Origin of the sequence: Winogradskyella thalassocola (assembly GCF_900099995.1) — a bacterium.
Classification (GTDB): Bacteria; Bacteroidota; Bacteroidia; order Flavobacteriales; family Flavobacteriaceae; genus Winogradskyella; species Winogradskyella thalassocola.
On the sequence record NZ_FNCZ01000001.1, the window covers coordinates 1,357,282 to 1,375,988 of the forward strand.

Genomic DNA, 18,707 nt, shown 5'->3' on the forward strand with positions numbered 1-18,707 from the left:
ATAGCAATTAGAATATGTTGAAATGGCTTTGCAGAAATGTGAAGCCATTTTTTGTGCTGTTAACTTATGTGATACTTTTTTTAAAGTAACATGTCTTTGTAGCTTATGACAGTATCAAAACCTTTCGCATTAAAATACGCAGTTGGGTTAGTTTTAGCGGCGACTAAAACAAAATCACCTCCCCATGCTCCTAGGCTTTTTATGGCACCCTTAAAATCAGGAAATAATCGCGTTTTAATTGGGTCTTGTTCAATGAGATTAGAAATGATTTTTTCATGAATCTCAATTAAGTTTTTAAATTCTGAAAGTGAAGTGCATGTAATCATGTCTTCAGTAATAGCATTAATTTCAGCGATAATGTCAGCATCAATTTTGCCTAATGTTTTATACGCTGAAATTCCATCTCTACTGTTTTGCTTCTGATTGAGATATACAAAATAGAGGTGATGTTTAAATGTAGGTTGAAAATCGACTAGTGTGACCAACGGTTTTTGTTCGAGTTGTAATTGAAATGTGATTGACGTGTTATTTTGAGCACAAGCAATATCATAGCCACTGCCACAAAAAGTCTTTTTAAGTAATTGATAAGCGTCAACATTAGCCCAGTCTGCTATGTTATTTATTAAAGTTGAAGATGTGCCCAAACCCCAAAGTCGATTAAAGTCTTGGTGTGTGGTAATATCATAACCTTGATTTGAAGCTAAAAATTCAGGATTTAAACTTTGAGTTGCTTTTAAAATTTGTAACAACCGTTCTTTAACGTCATTGTTCGGTTGGCTTTTTTCGTCAGTCACCGTAATTTCATTAAATGATATACGACATTCAAACCAAACCTCATTGAGTTCATTATAACTCTTCCAATTAATTACGTTAGAATCATTAGGTTCAACAAGTAAACTCTGCCCATATTTAGTTGGAATAGCCAAAGCTTTTGCGCCATCTAAAACAGCATATTCTGCTGTGATTAATAGCTTTCCGTTACTTCTGTATGTTGTCGGTTGTGGATTCAAAGTTTAGCGTTCAAAAAATTAAGTAATTAAGTTATTAAGGCTTTGCAGCTCTGCGACTTTGCGTCTTTGCGAGATGTTCCATCCGAGTAAGCATTGGAATTTAGTTTTTGTTATTTGAAACTTTCCTGGTCGCGAATTTGTTTTATAGCCTCAACAACCGCACTATGCGTTACCACATTAGTCTTAAAATGTTCGACAAGCGTCCCCTTTTCAGTATCATTAGCTTCAAACTGATTCAAAATATTCATTAAGTGCATTTTCATATGGCCTTCCTGAATACCGGTTGTGGTTAACGATTTTAGAGCACCAAAATTCTGAGCTAATCCTGCAACGGCGACAATTTTCATTAAGTCTTTTGCTGTTGGTTTCTGAAGCATTTCCATCGAAAATTTTACTAAAGGATGTAGGCTTGTTAAGCCACCAACGGTTCCTAATGCCAATGGTATTTCGATCCAAAATTTAAAAACGTCGTCAGTAATTGAACAGTGTGTTAAACTAGAATATTTGCCATCTTTTGCTGCATAGGCATGTACGCCAGCTTCAACGGCTCTAAAATCATTTCCTGTAGCTAAAACAACGGCATCAATACCATTCATAATCCCCTTATTATGCGTTACTGCTCTATAAGGTTCTATTTCTGCAATATTAACGGCTTGCTTAAATTTTTGTGCAAATTCTTCCGGATTCGGAATGTCTTTACCTTTTAAATCTTCAATCTTACAAGAGACTTCAGCACGCACCAAACATTGTGGAACGTAGTTAGAAAGAATACTCATTACAATTGAAATATGCCTCTCTTCATCATTAAAACCGTCAAACTGTAAGGCTTCATTTTTAAAAGTCGTCGCAAATTGTTCTAAACACGTATTGATGAAATTGGCTCCCATCGCATCTAAGGTTTCAAACGTCGCATGCAGCTGATAATAATTTGGTAAATCTTCCGATTTGTTACGTAATTGAATATCTAAAATACCACCTCCTCTGCGTTCCATACTTTTTGTCATGGACGCCGTATCACGGATTAATTTTGGTTTAACATGTTTAAAAAAGGTTTCGAGTTTATCAAAATCACCTGTATATATAAAATGGACTTGTCCAATTTTTTCTGTAGATAATACTTCTGCTTTAAAGCCACCACGATCCAACCAAAATTTAGCAGCTTTACTTGCGGCAGCAACAACCGAACTTTCTTCAATTGCCATTGGAATGGTGTACGTCGACTCATTAATTAAAAAATTAGGAGCAACACCTAATGGTAAATAGTAATTAGTAATGGTGTTTTCAATAAACTCATCGTGTAACTTCTGAAGTTTATCATCTGTATTCCAATACTGTTTTACGAGTGCTCTTGCACTATCTTTATCTGTGAAATACGTGTTTAAAAGCCATTCAATCTTTTCGGATTTAGAAAGCTTAGAAAAGCCAGAAATGGTATGAGGCATATTGGTTCTTATTTTTGTAAAAACAAAGATACTAGGATTGGTGTAAAATGTCTCCTTAATCGATTTTAAATGCCGATTTACTGTTAATAATAGCGATTTTTTGCATAATTTTTAGTAAACTTGGCATTGCTTTATTAAAACATGAAATTTAAGAAAAGAACATGCTAAAAATAGTATTGATAGAGAAAACAATCAATAGCGAGCAGGTTCTAAGCTTTTATAAATACTAAATATAAACACATGAATTTGAGACATCTTGCAGCTGTTTTTTGCTTTTTAATGACCTCATTAGTTTTTTGTCAGGAAAAACAAATCACACTTCAAGACATTTGGGGTGGAACTTTTAGAACTGAAGGAATGCAAGCTTTACATTCAATGGAGAATGGAAATCAGTATTCAGTTTTAAATTTTGATAGGCAAAGCCGAACATCTACCATAGATATTTACGATTATAAAACATTAGAAAAAGTAAAAACCTTAGTGTCTTCAGCTGATATTTCTGAGATTCAAGGTTTTTTTGATTATTCATTTAATGCTGACGAATCTAAAATAATTCTAACTACAAAATCACAACCCGTTTTTAGACGCTCTACTTTAGGCGAATATTACATATATGATATAGCTTCGAAAGAAGTAACTAAAGTATCTGATGATTTAGTGCAAGAACCAACATTGTCACCAGACGGAGCTAAAGTGGCTTACGGATTTGAAAATAATTTATTCGTAAAGGATTTAAAATCAGGAAACGTAGAACAGTTAACTACAGATGGAGAAAAGAACAAGATTATTAACGGTATTACGGATTGGGTTTACGAAGAGGAATTTAGCTTCGTAAGAGCTTTTGATTGGAATACAGAGAGTAATCAAATTGCATTTATAAGATTTGATGAATCTGAGGTGCCTGAATTTTCTATGGATGTTTATGGTTCAGATTTATACCAGACACAACATGTGTTTAAATACCCAAAAGCAGGTGAAGCGAACTCTAAAGTATCTTTGCATTTATATAATTTAAATTCAAAAAAGGGTTCGGAGTTAAGTGTTACTAAAGATTACGAGGATTTTTATATTCCTAGATTAGAATGGACAAACGATGCTAATGTGTTGAGTGTTCAGTTTATGAATCGTCATCAAAATGAATTAGATCTTTGGATGATTGATACTAAAACAAAGACTTCAAAAGTAGTTTTAGCAGAAAAAGATAAAGCCTATATCGATGTCACTTTCAACTTAACGTTTTTAAAAGATAATAGTTTTATTTGGACGGGCGAGTTAGATGGTTTTAATCATGTCTATCATTATTCAAAAGACGGTAAACTCATTAACCAAGTGACTAAAGGCAATTGGGAAGTTACCGACTACTATGGTTTTAATGAAAAAGCCAATACGATTTATTACCAATCTACAGAAAATGGTTCCATAAATAGAGATGTATACGCTATACAGTTAAACGGAAAAAACAAAAAACGTTTGACGGAAAAAGCAGGAACAAATAGTGCTTCTTTTAGTGCTGACTTCACCTATTTTATTAATACGTTCTCAAGTGCAGCAACACCTCAAGAATACACGTTATACAATTCTAAATCTGGTAAAGTTGTTAAACAAATTAAAGATAATGATCAATTAGCCAAGAAACTCGAGGGTTATGTGATGTCTGAAAAGGAATTTAGTACTATTTCTGTAAATGGAAATGATTTAAACATGTGGACGATTAAGCCTAAAGATTTTGATGCGAATAAAACGTATCCTTTATTTATGTATCAATATTCAGGTCCAGGTTCGCAGCAAGTTGCTAACCGCTGGAATAGTACAAATGATTACTGGTATCAGATGCTAGCGCAGCAAGGTTATATTGTAGTTTGTATTGATGGAAGAGGAACAGGTTTTAAAGGGGGCGATTTTAAGAAAGTTACTCAAAATGAACTAGGAAAATTTGAAGTTGAAGATCAAATAGAAGCCGCAAAACAATTGGGGGCATTAGATTATATAGACGCTGAAAGAATTGGGATTTGGGGATGGAGCTATGGAGGTTTTATGAGTAGTAATGCACTTTTTAAAGGAAATGATGTCTTTAAAATGGCAATTGCGGTTGCGCCAGTAACGAGCTGGAGGTTTTATGATTCTATTTATACCGAACGTTATATGACTACACCTCAAGAAAATCCAACGGGATATGATGAGAACTCACCAATAAATCACGTAGATAAACTTAAAGGTGATTTTCTGTTAATTCATGGTACTGGAGATGATAATGTACATGTACAAAATACCATGAGAATGGTTGAAGCATTAATTCAGGCAGATAAACAATTTGAATGGATGATTTATCCAGATAAAAATCACGGCATTTACGGTGGAAACACAAGATTACACTTATATAAGAAGATGACAGATTTTATTCATCGTACATTGGGCGATAAACTGCAATAAAATTAAATGCTGAGATAAATTACGATAAAACTAACTAATACTAACTAATTATATTATGTCAACAACAATTAAACAAGCACATCAGAAGGAACTTTTTGGGCATCCAGTAGGTCTATTTATTTTGTTTTTTACAGAAATGTGGGAGCGTTTTTCCTATTACGGAATGCGAGGTATCTTAGTACTTTATATGGCAACTTCTGCAACTGCAATAGATCCAGGATTAGGTTGGTCTAATAAAGATGCAATTTGGTTATATGGTTGGTACACTATGTTAGTTTATGTCGCTTCTATTCCTGGCGGATGGATAGCAGATAAGTTTTTAGGTCAAAAGAAAACTGTAATGCTTGGTGGACTTCTATTATGTTTTGGTCATGGAATTTTAGCGATACCTCAGAGTTGGGCCTTTTTTACAGGTTTAGTTTTAATTATTTTAGGTGTTGGTGGACTTAAGCCAAATATTTCTACAATGGTTGGTGGTTTATATAAAGAAGGAGATATTAGACGTGATAGTGGATTTACAATTTTTTATATTGGTATTAATGTGGGTGCATTCTTAGCAAGTATTACTGTTGGTTTAGTAGCTTATTATTACGGATGGCATTATGGGTTTGGTTTAGCTGGTATTGGTATGTTAGTTGGTCAGGCTGTATTTATTTGGGGACAAAAATTCTTAAAGGGTGTTGGTGAATTTACAGGTGGTAGCCAAGCTACAGAAGCAGAACGCTTAGCTTCAAAACGTCCGTTGAGTAAGATTGAAAAAGATAGAGTTGTTGTTTTATTAATTTCATTCTTAATTGTTGTTGTGTTTTGGGGAGCTTTTGAGCAAGCTGGAGGATTAATGAACTTATATACGGATGCTAAGGTTGATAGAACTACCGGATGGAGTTGGATGGAAGAAATTCCTGCAGCCGTTTTTCAATCTCTAAATGCAGGTTACATTATTATATTTGGAACGATCATAGGTGGTTTCTGGATTTGGTGGAAGAAAAGCGGAAGAGAATCTTCTTCATTATTCAAAATGGCAATTGGAACTATCATTATGGGGTTAGGTTATGTGTTTATGATGTTTGCATCTCAAGAAGCTAGTGCTGAAACGTTTGGAAAAGCAGCTATGATGTGGATTTTCTTAGCGTACTTATTCCATACAATTGGAGAGTTATGTACATCTCCTGTTTCATTATCATTTATAACTAAGTTAGCTCCATTAAAATATGCTTCTATTATGATGGGTGTTTATTTTGCAGCCACAGGTTTTGGAAACAAGTTAGCTGGTACTATTGGAGAGTCTTCACAATTAGAGTCTTTTACGGGTGAAATGATTGTTAGCAAACAAGAGATATTGCCGTTCATTTCAAAAGAGACATTTAAAATTAAAAATGAAAATAAAAAGGTTGTTGAAATAACAGAGTATCCAATTAATGAAGATAAAAACTTTACGATAAGGAGTACGGTTTATCCAGAAAATGGAGAAGTGATCTTTAAAGACTTTGAAACAGGTAAAGACTTAAACTCTTTATTCAAAATGTCCCAAGGTGAAGATTCAAATACGAAACAGTTATTGGAAGATTTAACTGAGAATAATGTTTCAGCATCAAATCCGTATCACGCAAAACTAGTTTTCGAAAAAGATAAAGACAAAGCTCAAATTACAGAAAACAAAGGAGACGGAAAAGATTATGGTGTATCTTTTGTTTTAGAGGAAGAACAAAGTGAGCAAGAGTATGCAACCTTTATGTGGTTAACTATATTTACTGTTGCATTTGGATTATTACTGCTTTTATTCTTGAAGAAATTGAAGAAACTAACACATGGTGCAGAAGATAACGAACATGAAATTTTAGAAGCAGAAGAGTTCGAGTTAGCAAATCCAGAACTTAACAAATAACCTAAACTCCTAAAAAAAGAATTCTCCATTAAGAATTCACTCTAACTAAATTATTTTTTATGAATACTGACATCGAAAATCTATTTAAAGATAAAGTTATTGGCCATCCAGCGGGCTTATTTGTGATATTTTTCACTGAAATGTGGGAACGCTTTTCATTCTATGGAATGAAAATATTATTGGTGCTATTTTTAACTGCACCCTTTTTAAGTGATAATCCTGGTTGGGAATGGTCTCGTGAGAATTCGTTAGCCCTAATTGGAACCTATTCCTCATTACTGTATTTAACACCAATTGTTGGTGGTTGGTTGGCTGATAAGATAACTGGTTATAAATGGGCAGTTATTATTGGTTGTTTTATAATGATGCTTGGTCATGCTTTTATGGTTTTTGAAACAACATGGTCTTTATACTTAGGTTTAGCTTTGTTAGTAATTGGTACGGGTTTCTTTAAACCGAATATGACCTCTATGATTTCTGAAATGTATAAAGGTAAAGAGTCTAAAAAAGATGGAGCATACACTATTTATTACATGGGAGTTAATGGTGGTGCCTTTTTTGGGATGATGCTATGTGGTTATCTAGCTGAGAATTTAGGTTGGAGTTATGGTTTTGGTTTAGCTGGAATTTTTATGCTTGGTGGCTTGATTCAATTTTGGTTAGCAAAAGATCTTTTTGGAATGATTGGTGAAAAACCTTCAAAAATTCATGAAGTAGAATTGCCGCAAAACATTAATGAAGAAAGTCCTAAAGAGCATGATGTAGCAGATGTTCAAGAGAAATTGAATCCTTTCACTTCAATAGACAAAATCTTAATTATTTTGTCTTCAATTGGTGGTGTATTGTATTTGTTTAATGATCCTTTGTCTAAAATTGGAAACATTAATCTATTAGACTTTGAATTATTAGGGTTAGATGGTTCTAATTTTATTGTCTTATTGGCATTAGCGTTATTCTTGTTTTTAATAACTTCAAGAATATTAAGATACAATGTAATAGTAAGAGATAAGATTATTGCCGTGTCTATATTCGGTGTTTTTACTGTGTTTTTCTTTGCGGCTTTTGAGCAGTCATTAGGCTCTATGACATTATTTGCAAGAGATTATACAGATAGAGTTTTAACAGGTTCTTCGGCAACGATATTTAAAGTTATAGATACGATTCTTACCATTGTTCCATTAGCTATTATAACTTGGGTATTGTATTTATTGTTTAAGAAAACATATTCAAAAATTGCAGCTTCGAATATTGTGTTAGGATTAACTTTTGTCTTCCTTTGGATTGTAGTTGGTTATAAAATTTATAATGAATTTAGTAAAGATGCAACTGAAGTTGGAGCATCTTGGTTTGGTATTTTAAATTCTTTCTTTATTATTACTTTAGCTCCAGTATTTTCTAAATGGTGGGAAAGTAAATACAATCCAAGTGTAGCGATGAAATACGGTATGGGTTTAATGTTATTAGGCTTGGGATTTGGAGTCTTAGTGTTTGGAACTATGGGAATTGAACCCGGTGCTAAAACAGCTTCAGTAAGTATGATATTCTTAATTCTCGCTTATTTATTACATACTATGGGCGAATTATGTATTTCACCAGTAGGGCTCTCGTATCTAAGTAAATTGGTTCCAGGGAGAATGATTGGCTTTATGTTTGGTATTTGGTATCTAGCTATTGCTATTGGTAATAAAGCAGCTGGTTCTATGGGTGGAATGATTGATAAAATTACGGCAGAATATTCATTAAGTACATTCTTCTTAATCTTTACGTTAGTTCCTGCAGGAATTGGTGTGATTTCAATGTTACTTAACCCAGTATTGAAAAAATTGATGCACGGTGTTAAATAGTAAAAACCGTTAAAAATATCTAAAATGCTCCTGTTTAGGAGCATTTTTTGTAAGTTCGGCTCATTATTTGCAATAAATCGAATATGATGAAAAAAATAACTTTAGGATTAATCGCTGTTTTTGCATTTTCATTAACAGCAATAGCGCAAGAGATTAATTGGGTAACTTTAGAAGAGGCTTTGGAGCTACAGAAAAAGGAACCTAAGAAAATATTTATGGACGTTTACACCAATTGGTGTGGACCATGTAAAATGTTAGATAAAAACACTTTTGGTAATGCAGATGTAGCTGCTTATGTCAATGAACATTATTATGCGGTTAAATTTAATGCAGAGGGAAATGAAGAAGTGACTTACAAGGATCAAACATTTAAGAATCCAAATTACGACGCTACAAAAGCAAATAGACGCAACAGTTCGCACGAATTTTCTCGATACTTAAAAGTACAAGCCTATCCAACGATGGTCTTTTTTGATGAAGAAGGTGGATTTATTTCCCCAATCACTGGATATTTAAAACCACAGCAATTGGAGCTGTACTTAAAACTTTTTCAAAGTGATAAACATAAAGAAATGACGTCGCAAGAACAGTTTAATGAATATTTTAAGTCATTTACGCCAACGTTTAAAGAGTCGTAAATCTCATTATTTAATTATAAAAGCTCCCTTTTCATTCGTTTGATGGAAAGGGATTTTTTTATGCTCACAAGTTGCCTTCCAACGTTTTAAATAGGACTTGTAATTACTAGCATCTGCAATGATAAATTGTGGCTTTAAACTATCAATAACTCTATTAAGATTTAATCTTGGGGAATTCCGCAATAAGATATAATTAGGTTTAAACGATAATCCTTTATAAATAGATAAACTATCTATGGCTAAAATAATCTTGTCCTTGTATTGGTAAACAGATTGTAAACTGTCCGAAATTATAATGTCTATAAATTCGCCTACTTTATAATTCTTTATGGCATAATCTGTTTTTAGTTTTACGGAATCTAAATTATGATATACGGTCATTTTTTTACCTTCTTTTAATCCAATCATTGAATAGCGACTCTTATTAAATACCACTAAAGCATTATGTTGAGTTTGATACATATTATAAAAGTATACACCTTGAAGTCCAATTATAGCGATTAAACTAATGGCTATGCATTTAAAATTCCGGAATTTATAAACCTGAGTCAAAGCCACAATTATTATATAACAAACAATAACCTGAAGTAGTGTAAAAGGAATATCCCTAAATAGAAAATCTTCAAACTGAGCTACCCAAGCGATAAAGCCATTCAAACTATCAATTATATAGCTATAAGCAGTTACTATGGAGCTATGAAGCATATTCATAAGCGCTAAAGCAATAACGAGCATTCCAAAACCTAGAATTAAACCTAAAAACGGAATTACGACTAGATTCGAGATAAAAAACAAGCCAGGAAACTGATGAAAATAAAACAAACTAATCGGGACAACTCCAACTTGTGCAGCTAAAGTCACGGTAAATATTTGCCAAGGTTTATCTATAATCCAGTATTTGGGTTTCCAAAGTTTATAAATGATAGGTTGTACACTCACAATACCTAGCACGGCTAAATAACTCATCTGAAATCCAACAGCAAACAAAAATGTAGGCTTAAATAGTAATATAATAAATGCCGAAATCACCAAAGTATTATAAATATTAGTGCGTCGTTTAAGATGCATAGCGATACTTATAACACTAAACATAGTTACTGCTCGTGTTACAGAAGGAGATAGGCCTGCAATGACAGCAAAGCTCCATAATATGCAAACTAAAATAAAAGGTCTAATAAAATGCCCGTATTTAATATAAAGTAGAGGTCTAAATAAAAAATTAAGAATCCATAAGATAATACCAACGTGGAGACCAGAAACTGCGAGGATATGGATGGTACCAGAGTCAACATAATTATTATAGATGGTTTTATCAATAGTTTGTCGTTGGCCAAGTAATAGCGCATTCATAATACTGAGTGCATCATCTTTAAACCCTGCTTCGATAAGCTTTACATTTATTTTAGTTCTTAAGGCATCAGCATAGCCATAAATAGTAGATTTAGAATCTGAAAGTTGTAAGATGTTATCTGTATTTAGATACATCTGATGATACACTTGATCTAATTCTAGATACTTACTATAATCAAACTGATATGGATTTAATGGTTGTTGAATTGTTTTTAATTCCGTTTTAGTATAGAATACATCATCAACATTAAGTTGAATAGGAATACTATCGCGCCTAATATTTATCAATACCCGTCCGATTGCTTCTTCGTCATTAAAAGTGATTATAGAAGCAATATATTTATCATTATAAGAATCAGGTTTAAGTCGTTCTTCAATTTTAAAAACGATAGCATTATAATTGTCAGATGAATTTTGATTTGTATAATGTTGAGGCCTTAGTGTTTCATCTTGAAGATTGTAAGAAGTCATTCCAACACCAACCATACATAGATAAGCAAGGATGCCAAAAAATGGTGAGCGATTAATTTTAGATTTTATAGCTAACCAATACGTACCTAATGAAACTAAGAAACCAATAGTCGCATATAAAATGACGTGGAAATTTTGCTTTAGGTAATGAGCCAAAAGAATACCGACGACCAAACAAATGGTTAATTTTATAATGGTAAAATTTAGTAACTTCATGATAGTGAGTTACTAAGATAGCGAAATTGTAATTACAATACGCGTCGTGCCTGCACAAAAGAAAAGTACCAATACTTTTCTGCTATAGAAGAAATCATAACACCTCTGCTGGTTGAGGCATGAATAAACTCAACATTCCCAGTTCTAACATTGGTGACAATACCAACATGATTCACTTTTCGACTGTTTTTGTTAGTTGCAAAAAACACCAAATCACCAACGTTCACTTCTTTTAAATCAACCCACTCTCCAGTACCTTTTAGTCCAGAGGTTGTTCTAGGTAAATTAACATCGTGTTTTTTATAACTCGTGTAAATCAAACCAGAACAATCCATACCGCTTTTAGTAGTGCCACCATATTTGTAACGTGTGCCGTCAAAAGTTTTGGCGTATTTTACGATATTTTCTGCCTCTGCAGTTGGTTTTGCAGTTGTGTTTACTTTTACAGTATGCGTTTGTCTGCTTTTGTTAGACGCTGTTTTCTTTGATTTACAGCTAACAATAAATAAGGACAATAATAAGAAAGGGAGTAAACGTTTCATTTAAATTTTTAATAGAAGTAGATACTTTAAAGTCGAAATTAATAAAAAAAGATGATGAATTTTTATAAATTTATAGAATCATGAAAATTATAACACTTTATTCAGATGTAGATTTTTTTATTATTGCAGTAATTACTTTAATCACTTCAATGGTTCTTTTTAATTTGGTAATAAGAAAACTAAATTCTCAAAAGAAAGTATCTAGCCATCTAACTGAAGATGAAGTCGAAATTGAGTTAAATCACTATATGCTAAATTTTAATGTGATTCCTGTTGATCAAAAACAAATAAGTTTCACTTCTAAATGTGTTGTAACCGTAATGGCGATAGCGATAGTATTTATTCCGTTTTATGAGTTTGTTGTTAAATTGACACCGGAATTAGTGTATTATGGAAGATCTTATATTTTATTTTAATAGATTATCGTTTGAAATTTAGTTTGTAGTCTTGGAGTTTTTTACAGAATTATATATCAACTTAGCCGTATTTTCACTAGCTCCACGACCACCTAATAGTTTCTCTAATTCGTAATAATCTAAAAATAGTTGTTCTCGTTTTTTGGTATCTAAAATGGCAGTTAATTCTTTTTTAAGGCGCTTTTTGTTCAGATCTCCTTGAATCAGTTCCGTAACCACTTCCCGATCCATTATTAAATTCACTAATGAAATATATTTCAAAGTTATAATACGTTTTGCTATTTGATAAGAAATAGCATTGGCTTTATAACAAACCACTTGTGGGACTTTAAATAAAGCGGTTTCTAAAGTTGCAGTGCCAGAGGTGACTAATGCAGCAGTAGAAATGCTCAACAAATCATAGGTTTTATTAGAGATGAAGTTAATATTCTTCTTTTTTATAAAACTTTGGTAAAATTCAAAATCTTGACTAGGTGCTCCTGCAATGACGAACTGGTAATCTTTGAAATCATCAACCAAACTCAGCATTACACCAAGCATCTTAGTGATTTCTTGTTTTCTACTTCCCGGTAGTAATGCGATGATAGGTTGGTCACTAAGGTTATGTTCTTTTCTAAAAACAGTTTCTTCAACCTGCGGCCGATCCGCAATGGCATCGATTAAGGGATGGCCTACAAAATTAACGTCGTAGTTGTATTTTTTATAAAACTCCTTTTCAAAGGGAAGAATACAATACATCGCATCAACGTCTTGCTTTATTTTTTCGACTCTACTTGCTCTAGAGGCCCAAACTTGTGGAGAAATATAGTAATGTGTTTTATAATTGAGTGCTTTTGCCCATTTGGCAATTCTAAGATTGAAACCAGAATTATCAATAAAAATAATAACATCTGGTTGAAATTTTTCAATATCAGATTTGCAGAACTTTATTTGTCCTAAAACTTTTCTGAGGTTAAGAATAACTTCAGCAAAACCCATAAATTGACGTTCTTTGTAATGCATTACCAATTCACCGCCAACACTCTGCATAAGGTCGCCTCCCCAAAATCTAATGTCAGCCTGTTCATCTTGTTTAAACAAGGCTTTCATAAGATTAGAACCATGCAAATCGCCTGAGGCTTCACCAGCAATGATATAGTACTTCATTTTAGTTCATAAATTTAATAACCATAGTTATAATAAGTATTAGAATTGTAGAAATTAAAACACCTTTTGCTCTATGGTCTTTATTTTTCTTTAAGAAAAGGAAAAACGCTCCTAGATTTAAAAGTGCACCAATACTCATAAGTTTTGTGAAAAAACCTTCAGCAATGGCTTGGTCAATTACATTTCCCCAATCATCGGAATCTCCAAAAAACTGAATTGCAAAAATAAACCCGAAAACGGTAGCTATCACACCTACTATAAAACCTATTAAAATTTCTTTTTTCATATACTGTACTGTTGATTCTGAGCTTTATAGCTTTTAATTGTTTAATTTCCAAGTATTCAAATTCTGTATAGCATGGTGTGCAGTTAAATCAAAATGAACAGGCACTACAGAAACATAACCGTTTTCTAAAGCCCATTCGTCAGTATCTTCCCCTTTATCCATATTTACAAATTTACCACTCAGCCAATAATAATCGCGCCCCATTGGATTGGTGCGTTTGTCAAATTCCTCTTTCCAATTGGCACGAGCTTGTCGACAAACTTTAATGCCTTTTATCGCGTTTTTTTCAAGGTTTGGAATATTCACATTTAGCACTACACCATCGGGTAATCCATTCTCTAACACTTGTCTCGTAATGGTTTCTACGAAAGTTTTGCAGTGTTCAAAATTAGCATTCCAGTTGTAATCTAATAACGAAAACCCAATTGCAGGAATGCTTTCGATGCCAGCTTCTAATGCAGCACTCATCGTACCAGAATAAATAACATTAATAGATGAGTTAGAACCATGATTAATTCCGGATACACAAATATCTGGCCGTCTATCTAAAATTTCATTAACGGCTAGTTTTACACAATCTGCTGGAGTTCCAGAACAACTGTATTCAGGTTGTTTGCCATCAATAATTACTTTTTCCATATGTAAGGTGGAGTTGATGGTAATGGCATGTCCCATAGCGCTTTGTGGACTGTCTGGAGCAACCACAACAACATCTCCAATTAGGTTCATTACAGAGATTAAAGTTCTTAATCCGGGAGCTGTGATACCATCATCATTAGTGACTAAAATTAAAGGGCGTGCAGACATTTCGTACAAAAGTTTAATGAATTGTAAAAATACTAAAAAAGGTTTCGATTTATAAGCAAACTACGCTTTAACAAAAAAATAAGGTCTCTATTTTTTATGGCACGGTTTTTTCTTCTATTTTAGTGAAAAATTGAGAACCTACTTAATTATAATCCTATTAAATAAAAAATGAACCGAGCCATAGATGAACCTTCAATTGAAGAATTAGTATGATTGGCGAACACATTTTCACCAAATTAAAATAATAAAAAAAGAAAAATGAACCGAGCCATAGATGAACCTTCAATTGAAGAATTAGTATGATTGGCGAACACATTTTTACCAAATTAAAATAATAAAAAAAGAAAAATGAAAGGGAAATATAAATTTTTGCTACTCGCCTTATTGATAGCATTCGCCTCGTGCAGTTTTACAAGTAAGAAATTTGAAGATCCAGATAAGGATAAATTGCTGATTCAGCTTATTACGTATCTTTTAGATCAAGGTCATTTTGAGCCAAAAGATATCAATGATGATTTTTCTGCACATGTATTTGAAGATTATTTGAATAATGTTGATCAGTTTAAACGCTTTTTTTACGAATCGGATATCAAAGAATTTGAGGCCTATAAATTTAAAATAGACGATGAAATAAAGGCTTACGATGTTTCATTCTTTAATCTTACGCACGAACGATTATTGCAACGTATTGCTGAAGCTAAGACAATATACACTGATATTTTAGAAAAGCCTTTCGATTTTACAAAAAAGGAGGACTATGTTGCGGATTATGAGAATTTGACTTATGTAACTAGTAAGCGTGAAATGAAAGAGCGATGGAGACAACAACTTAAGTTTTCAACCATTGCTAATTACGATGAAATAATTTCGCAGCAAGATTCGGATACAGACGATGTTAGTAACTTAACGGCTAAAGAAAAGAAATCAATTAAAAAAATTGAAGCTGAAGCACGATTAGCAACAAAAGAATCAATTGATGTGCTTTATGATTACATTGAAGATAGAAGGCGTAACGATTGGTTTTCTGTATATATAAATGCTATTGTAGAAGGGTTTGATCCACATACATTCTATTTTGCTCCTGAAGATAAGGAACGCTTTGATAGAGATATTTCTGGGAAATTTGAAGGTATTGGAGCGCGTTTACAAAAGAAGGTAGATGGTATAATGGTTGACGAAGTTATTAGTGGTGGACCGGCATGGAGAGCAAATGAATTAGAAGTTGGTGACCAAATACTAAAAGTGAAGCAACAAGATGAAAAAGAATCAATCAATGTTGTTGGTATGCGCTTAGCTGATGCTATTAAGTATATAAAAGGTCCTAAAGGAACTGTAGTTACTCTAACCTTGAAAAAAGTAGATGGCACCATTCAAGATATTTCTATTACGAGAGATATTGTTGAGTTAGAAGAAACTTATGCAAAATCTTCAATCGTTGAAAAAGACGGCAAAACATTTGGGATCATTAATTTGCCTAAATTTTATATCAGTTTTGAGGACTATAATGAACGAAATGCAGCTTCAGATATTAAACAAGAAATCTTAAGATTAAAAGAAGAAGGAGTTGAAGGTTTAGTAATGGACTTAAGAAATAATGGTGGTGGTTCTTTACAAACTGTTGTGGATATTGCAGGTTTATTTATTGAAGATGGGCCAGTAGTACAAGTAAAAACAACTGGTGAAGCTAAAGAAGTACTTGCAGATAAAGATAAGTCTATTGTGTGGGATGGACCATTAGTAATATTAGTTAATGAGTTGTCTGCTTCTGCATCTGAGATTTTAGCGGCTGCGATGCAAGATTATAAGCGAGGTATCGTCATTGGTAGTAAGCAAACTTATGGTAAGGGAACTGTACAAACGGTTATGGATTTAAACCGTATGGTTAAGAATAATACGAAAGGAGATATGGGTGCTTTAAAGTTTACCACTCAGAAATTTTATAGAATTAATGGAGGCTCAACACAATTAGAAGGTGTAAAGAGTGATGTCGTTGTTCCGGACCGTTACAGTTATATTGATATCGGAGAAAAAGATCAGGATAATCCATTAGCATGGGATAAAATTGATGCCGCTGATTATGAAGTTTGGAGTAATTATTTCGATTTTGATGCCACCATTAGTAAAAGTAAGGCACGAATGGCTAGTAATGAGCAATTGAAACTTATTGACGCCAATGCACAATGGGTGAAGAAAATAAGAGATCGTGAATCGTATTCATTAAACTATGACATCTATAAAAAGGAAATGCAGATTAATGAAGAAGAAGCAAAACGTTTTGCTAAGCTGTCTGAATATAAAACGGACTTAACATTTACGTCTTTACCTTATGAGGTGAAGCTGATGGATAAGGATTCTGTTTTATTAGAAAAGCGTAATCGCTGGCATGAGGCTTTAGCAAAAGATGTTTATGTTGAAGAGGCAATAAATGTACTTAACGACTTAAAAATGACGTATGCTATAAAAAATAAAGTTGCTAATTCTGTGAAGAATTAAAGTTATAAATGAGCAACCAAAACAATTCATTAACAAGGCTAGCGCTCCAAAAGTTTAAAAAGAACTTTTGGGGCGTTTTTAGTTTGGGTGTCATTATATGTATTGGACTGATTTCTATATTTGCTTATGTGTTTGCTCCAGATGCTTCTAAAAATGCTAATCAGATGCATTTGTCTATTCATTCAAAATCACCGGGTTTTGAAGTGCAAATGTTAACGATTCCATCTAGTATTGAATCGGAACAAAACTTTTTTTCAAAATTATTCTTTGGATATAATAATACAGATACCGAGATTCCTATTCAATCATATAAAGAGAGAAATGGTATTTTAACGTATGTAGAATATGCTTCAGACGGATTGCAAGGTGAAGAAAGACAAATTGCGGTGTCACGTTTTCCAAGTTCGAATTATGAATCTTATATCGCTACTAAAAGTTTTGTTTTTGGTACTGATAAATATGGACGCGATTATTTGAGTCGTATCTTAATTGGCTCAAGAATTTCGTTCTTCATTGGCTTTGTCGCGGTCTTTATCTCATTAATTGTAGGACTCTTAATGGGGAGTTTAGCAGGTTACTACGGCGGAAAGGTAGATGCCTTTATTATGTGGGTTATTAATGTAACGTGGTCTATCCCAACCTTGTTATTAGTGATTGCCATTACTTTGGCTTTAGGAAAAGGCTTTTGGCAGGTATTTATAGCTGTAGGTTTAACCATGTGGGTAGAAGTGGCAAGAGTGGTGCGAGGGCAAATTATCAGTGCCAAAGAAATGCAATACGTCACAGCAGCTAGAGCTTTAGGTTATAATGATTATAGAATTATCACCAAACACATCTTACCCAATATTTTTGGGCCATTAATAGTGATTTCTGCGGCAAATTTTGCAGCGGCAATTTTAATAGAAAGTGGACTTAGTTTCTTAGGTATTGGTGCACAACCGCCAATGGCAAGTTGGGGAGCGATGATAAAAGACCACTACAACTATATTATTTTAGGAAAACCGTATTTAGCCTTAATTCCAGGACTTTGTATTATGGTATTGGTGATGGCTTTTATGTTGGTTGGTAATGCTCTGCGAGATGCTTTGGATGTGAAAACTTAATTGCTAGATCTCAGTTGTTCAATTTCTTCGTTGGTCTTTTCAATGAAATTTAGCACATCATCCTTACCTGTATAATTAGAAGCAGACGTTACAAAATAAGGTGGTAACTCTTCCCAAAATTTAAGTAGTTCTTGGCAGTATTCATCTACATGACGTTCAATAGCTTTTGGTTTTAACTTATCCGCTTTGGTAAAAATAATGCCAAAAGGAATCTCGCTTTCACCCATGTATTTCATAAATTCTAAATCTATGGGTTGCGGTTTGTGTCTAATATCCACTAGTACAAATGCAGAAACCAATTGTTGACGTTTTTCAAAATAATCGGTAATAAACTTTTGGAATTTCTTCTTAGAGGACTTTGAAACACGCGCATAACCATAACCTGGTAAATCTACCAAGTACCAATTTTCATTAATAAGGAAGTGGTTAATTAATTGTGTTTTTCCAGGTCGTCCAGAAGTTTTTGCTAAACTTTTTCTATCAGTTAGCATATTGATTAGTGACGACTTTCCTACATTACTTCGCCCAATAAAGGCATATTCGGGTAGGGCATTCTTTGGGCATTTTGCCACTTCAGAATTACTAACTACAAATTCAGCTGATTTTATTTTCATCTTCAGTTCCTGCG

15 protein-coding genes are annotated in these 18,707 nt (G+C 33.3%); 7 read left to right on the forward strand and 8 right to left on the reverse strand.

Features of this window, described 5'->3' with window-relative positions; genetic code table 11:
- Window positions 1-80: 80 nt before the first annotated feature.
- Both BLT80_RS05555 and BLT80_RS05560 read right to left on the reverse strand, forming a co-directional pair.
- Window positions 81-1,010: a GYDIA family GHMP kinase gene (locus BLT80_RS05555; RefSeq protein ID WP_092466567.1), complete on the reverse strand. Its 930-nt coding sequence runs from the start codon at window positions 1,008-1,010 to the stop codon at window positions 81-83.
- Window positions 1,011-1,120: 110 nt separating this feature from the next.
- The gene (locus BLT80_RS05560) at window positions 1,121-2,464 is read right to left on the reverse strand and encodes a hydroxymethylglutaryl-CoA reductase, degradative (protein WP_262508023.1); all 1,344 of its coding nucleotides are present in this window, start codon (window positions 2,462-2,464) and stop codon (window positions 1,121-1,123) included.
- Window positions 2,465-2,692: 228 nt separating this feature from the next.
- On the opposite strand from BLT80_RS05560, the gene BLT80_RS05565 reads away from it, so the two are divergent.
- The 4 genes from BLT80_RS05565 (at window position 2,693) to BLT80_RS05580 (ending at window position 9,249) form a co-directional block, all read left to right on the forward strand.
- Window positions 2,693-4,882 (forward strand): S9 family peptidase, encoded by a 2,190-nt coding sequence (locus tag BLT80_RS05565; protein WP_092466569.1) that lies wholly within the window; start codon window positions 2,693-2,695, stop codon window positions 4,880-4,882.
- Window positions 4,883-4,937: 55 nt separating this feature from the next.
- Window positions 4,938-6,767 carry a peptide MFS transporter gene (locus tag BLT80_RS05570; RefSeq protein ID WP_092466570.1) on the forward strand — a complete coding sequence of 610 codons (1,830 nt, stop codon included), beginning with the start codon at window positions 4,938-4,940 and terminating at the stop codon, window positions 6,765-6,767.
- Window positions 6,768-6,826: 59 nt separating this feature from the next.
- Complete coding sequence (locus tag BLT80_RS05575; protein ID WP_092466571.1) at window positions 6,827-8,611, forward strand: peptide MFS transporter; 1,785 nt, start codon at window positions 6,827-6,829, stop codon at window positions 8,609-8,611.
- Between the two features lie 86 nt (window positions 8,612-8,697).
- Complete coding sequence (locus BLT80_RS05580) at window positions 8,698-9,249, forward strand: thioredoxin family protein (protein WP_175455561.1); 552 nt, start codon at window positions 8,698-8,700, stop codon at window positions 9,247-9,249.
- A gap of 6 nt (window positions 9,250-9,255) precedes the next feature.
- On the opposite strand, the gene BLT80_RS05585 is transcribed toward BLT80_RS05580, so the two are convergent.
- Window positions 9,256-11,286, reverse strand: a complete 2,031-nt coding sequence (locus BLT80_RS05585) for a ComEC/Rec2 family competence protein (protein ID WP_092466572.1) — start codon at window positions 11,284-11,286, stop codon at window positions 9,256-9,258.
- A 32-nt stretch (window positions 11,287-11,318) separates the two neighbouring features.
- On the reverse strand, window positions 11,319-11,828 hold the full coding sequence (locus tag BLT80_RS05590; RefSeq protein ID WP_092466573.1) for a C40 family peptidase: 510 nt from the start codon (window positions 11,826-11,828) through the stop codon (window positions 11,319-11,321).
- An 80-nt stretch (window positions 11,829-11,908) separates the two neighbouring features.
- Between BLT80_RS05590 and BLT80_RS05595 the strand changes: the two genes are divergently transcribed.
- Window positions 11,909-12,244, forward strand: a complete 336-nt coding sequence (locus BLT80_RS05595) for a hypothetical protein (RefSeq protein WP_092466574.1) — start codon at window positions 11,909-11,911, stop codon at window positions 12,242-12,244.
- 18 nt (window positions 12,245-12,262) lie between these two features.
- Here BLT80_RS05595 and lpxB read toward each other — a convergent pair whose 3' ends face one another.
- Genes lpxB through surE form a run of 3 tightly spaced genes read right to left on the reverse strand, consistent with a single transcriptional unit; the run spans window position 12,263 to window position 14,483 of the window.
- Window positions 12,263-13,390, reverse strand: a complete 1,128-nt coding sequence (lpxB, locus tag BLT80_RS05600; RefSeq protein ID WP_092466575.1) for a lipid-A-disaccharide synthase — start codon at window positions 13,388-13,390, stop codon at window positions 12,263-12,265.
- 1 nt (window position 13,391) lies between these two features.
- Entirely contained in the window at window positions 13,392-13,676 is a 285-nt protein-coding gene (locus BLT80_RS05605) for a hypothetical protein (protein ID WP_092466576.1), read from the reverse strand.
- A 33-nt stretch (window positions 13,677-13,709) separates the two neighbouring features.
- On the reverse strand, window positions 13,710-14,483 hold the full coding sequence (surE, locus tag BLT80_RS05610; protein WP_092466577.1) for a 5'/3'-nucleotidase SurE: 774 nt from the start codon (window positions 14,481-14,483) through the stop codon (window positions 13,710-13,712).
- Between the two features lie 348 nt (window positions 14,484-14,831).
- On the opposite strand from surE, the gene BLT80_RS05615 reads away from it, so the two are divergent.
- Together BLT80_RS05615 and BLT80_RS05620 are read left to right on the forward strand one after the other, a co-directional pair.
- Window positions 14,832-16,976, forward strand: coding sequence for a carboxy terminal-processing peptidase (locus BLT80_RS05615; RefSeq protein WP_092466578.1), 2,145 nt, complete (start codon window positions 14,832-14,834; stop codon window positions 16,974-16,976).
- Between the two features lie 8 nt (window positions 16,977-16,984).
- Window positions 16,985-18,079 (forward strand): ABC transporter permease, encoded by a 1,095-nt coding sequence (locus BLT80_RS05620; protein ID WP_092466579.1) that lies wholly within the window; start codon window positions 16,985-16,987, stop codon window positions 18,077-18,079.
- Here BLT80_RS05620 and yihA read toward each other — a convergent pair.
- Window positions 18,076-18,693, reverse strand: a complete 618-nt coding sequence (gene yihA / locus BLT80_RS05625) for a ribosome biogenesis GTP-binding protein YihA/YsxC (protein ID WP_092466580.1) — start codon at window positions 18,691-18,693, stop codon at window positions 18,076-18,078. The genes BLT80_RS05620 and yihA overlap by 4 nt on opposite strands.
- Window positions 18,694-18,707 lie beyond the last annotated feature (14 nt).

Excerpts from the sequence above, each read along its gene's own strand:
- BLT80_RS05620 (WP_092466579.1), top strand. The coding sequence starts at position 16,985 with ATGAGCAACCAAAACAATTCATTAACAAGGCTAGCGCTCCAAAAGTTT.
- BLT80_RS05590 (WP_092466573.1), bottom strand. The coding sequence starts at position 11,828 with ATGAAACGTTTACTCCCTTTCTTATTATTGTCCTTATTTATTGTTAGC.
- BLT80_RS05565 (WP_092466569.1), top strand. The coding sequence starts at position 2,693 with ATGAATTTGAGACATCTTGCAGCTGTTTTTTGCTTTTTAATGACCTCA.
- BLT80_RS05595 (WP_092466574.1), top strand. The coding sequence starts at position 11,909 with ATGAAAATTATAACACTTTATTCAGATGTAGATTTTTTTATTATTGCA.
- BLT80_RS05615 (WP_092466578.1), top strand. The coding sequence starts at position 14,832 with ATGAAAGGGAAATATAAATTTTTGCTACTCGCCTTATTGATAGCATTC.
- yihA (WP_092466580.1), bottom strand. The coding sequence starts at position 18,693 with ATGAAAATAAAATCAGCTGAATTTGTAGTTAGTAATTCTGAAGTGGCA.
- BLT80_RS05575 (WP_092466571.1), top strand. The coding sequence starts at position 6,827 with ATGAATACTGACATCGAAAATCTATTTAAAGATAAAGTTATTGGCCAT.
- BLT80_RS05605 (WP_092466576.1), bottom strand. The coding sequence starts at position 13,676 with ATGAAAAAAGAAATTTTAATAGGTTTTATAGTAGGTGTGATAGCTACC.
- lpxB (WP_092466575.1), bottom strand. The coding sequence starts at position 13,390 with ATGAAGTACTATATCATTGCTGGTGAAGCCTCAGGCGATTTGCATGGT.
- BLT80_RS05570 (WP_092466570.1), top strand. The coding sequence starts at position 4,938 with ATGTCAACAACAATTAAACAAGCACATCAGAAGGAACTTTTTGGGCAT.
- BLT80_RS05580 (WP_175455561.1), top strand. The coding sequence starts at position 8,698 with ATGAAAAAAATAACTTTAGGATTAATCGCTGTTTTTGCATTTTCATTA.
- surE (WP_092466577.1), bottom strand. The coding sequence starts at position 14,483 with ATGTCTGCACGCCCTTTAATTTTAGTCACTAATGATGATGGTATCACA.
- BLT80_RS05585 (WP_092466572.1), bottom strand. The coding sequence starts at position 11,286 with ATGAAGTTACTAAATTTTACCATTATAAAATTAACCATTTGTTTGGTC.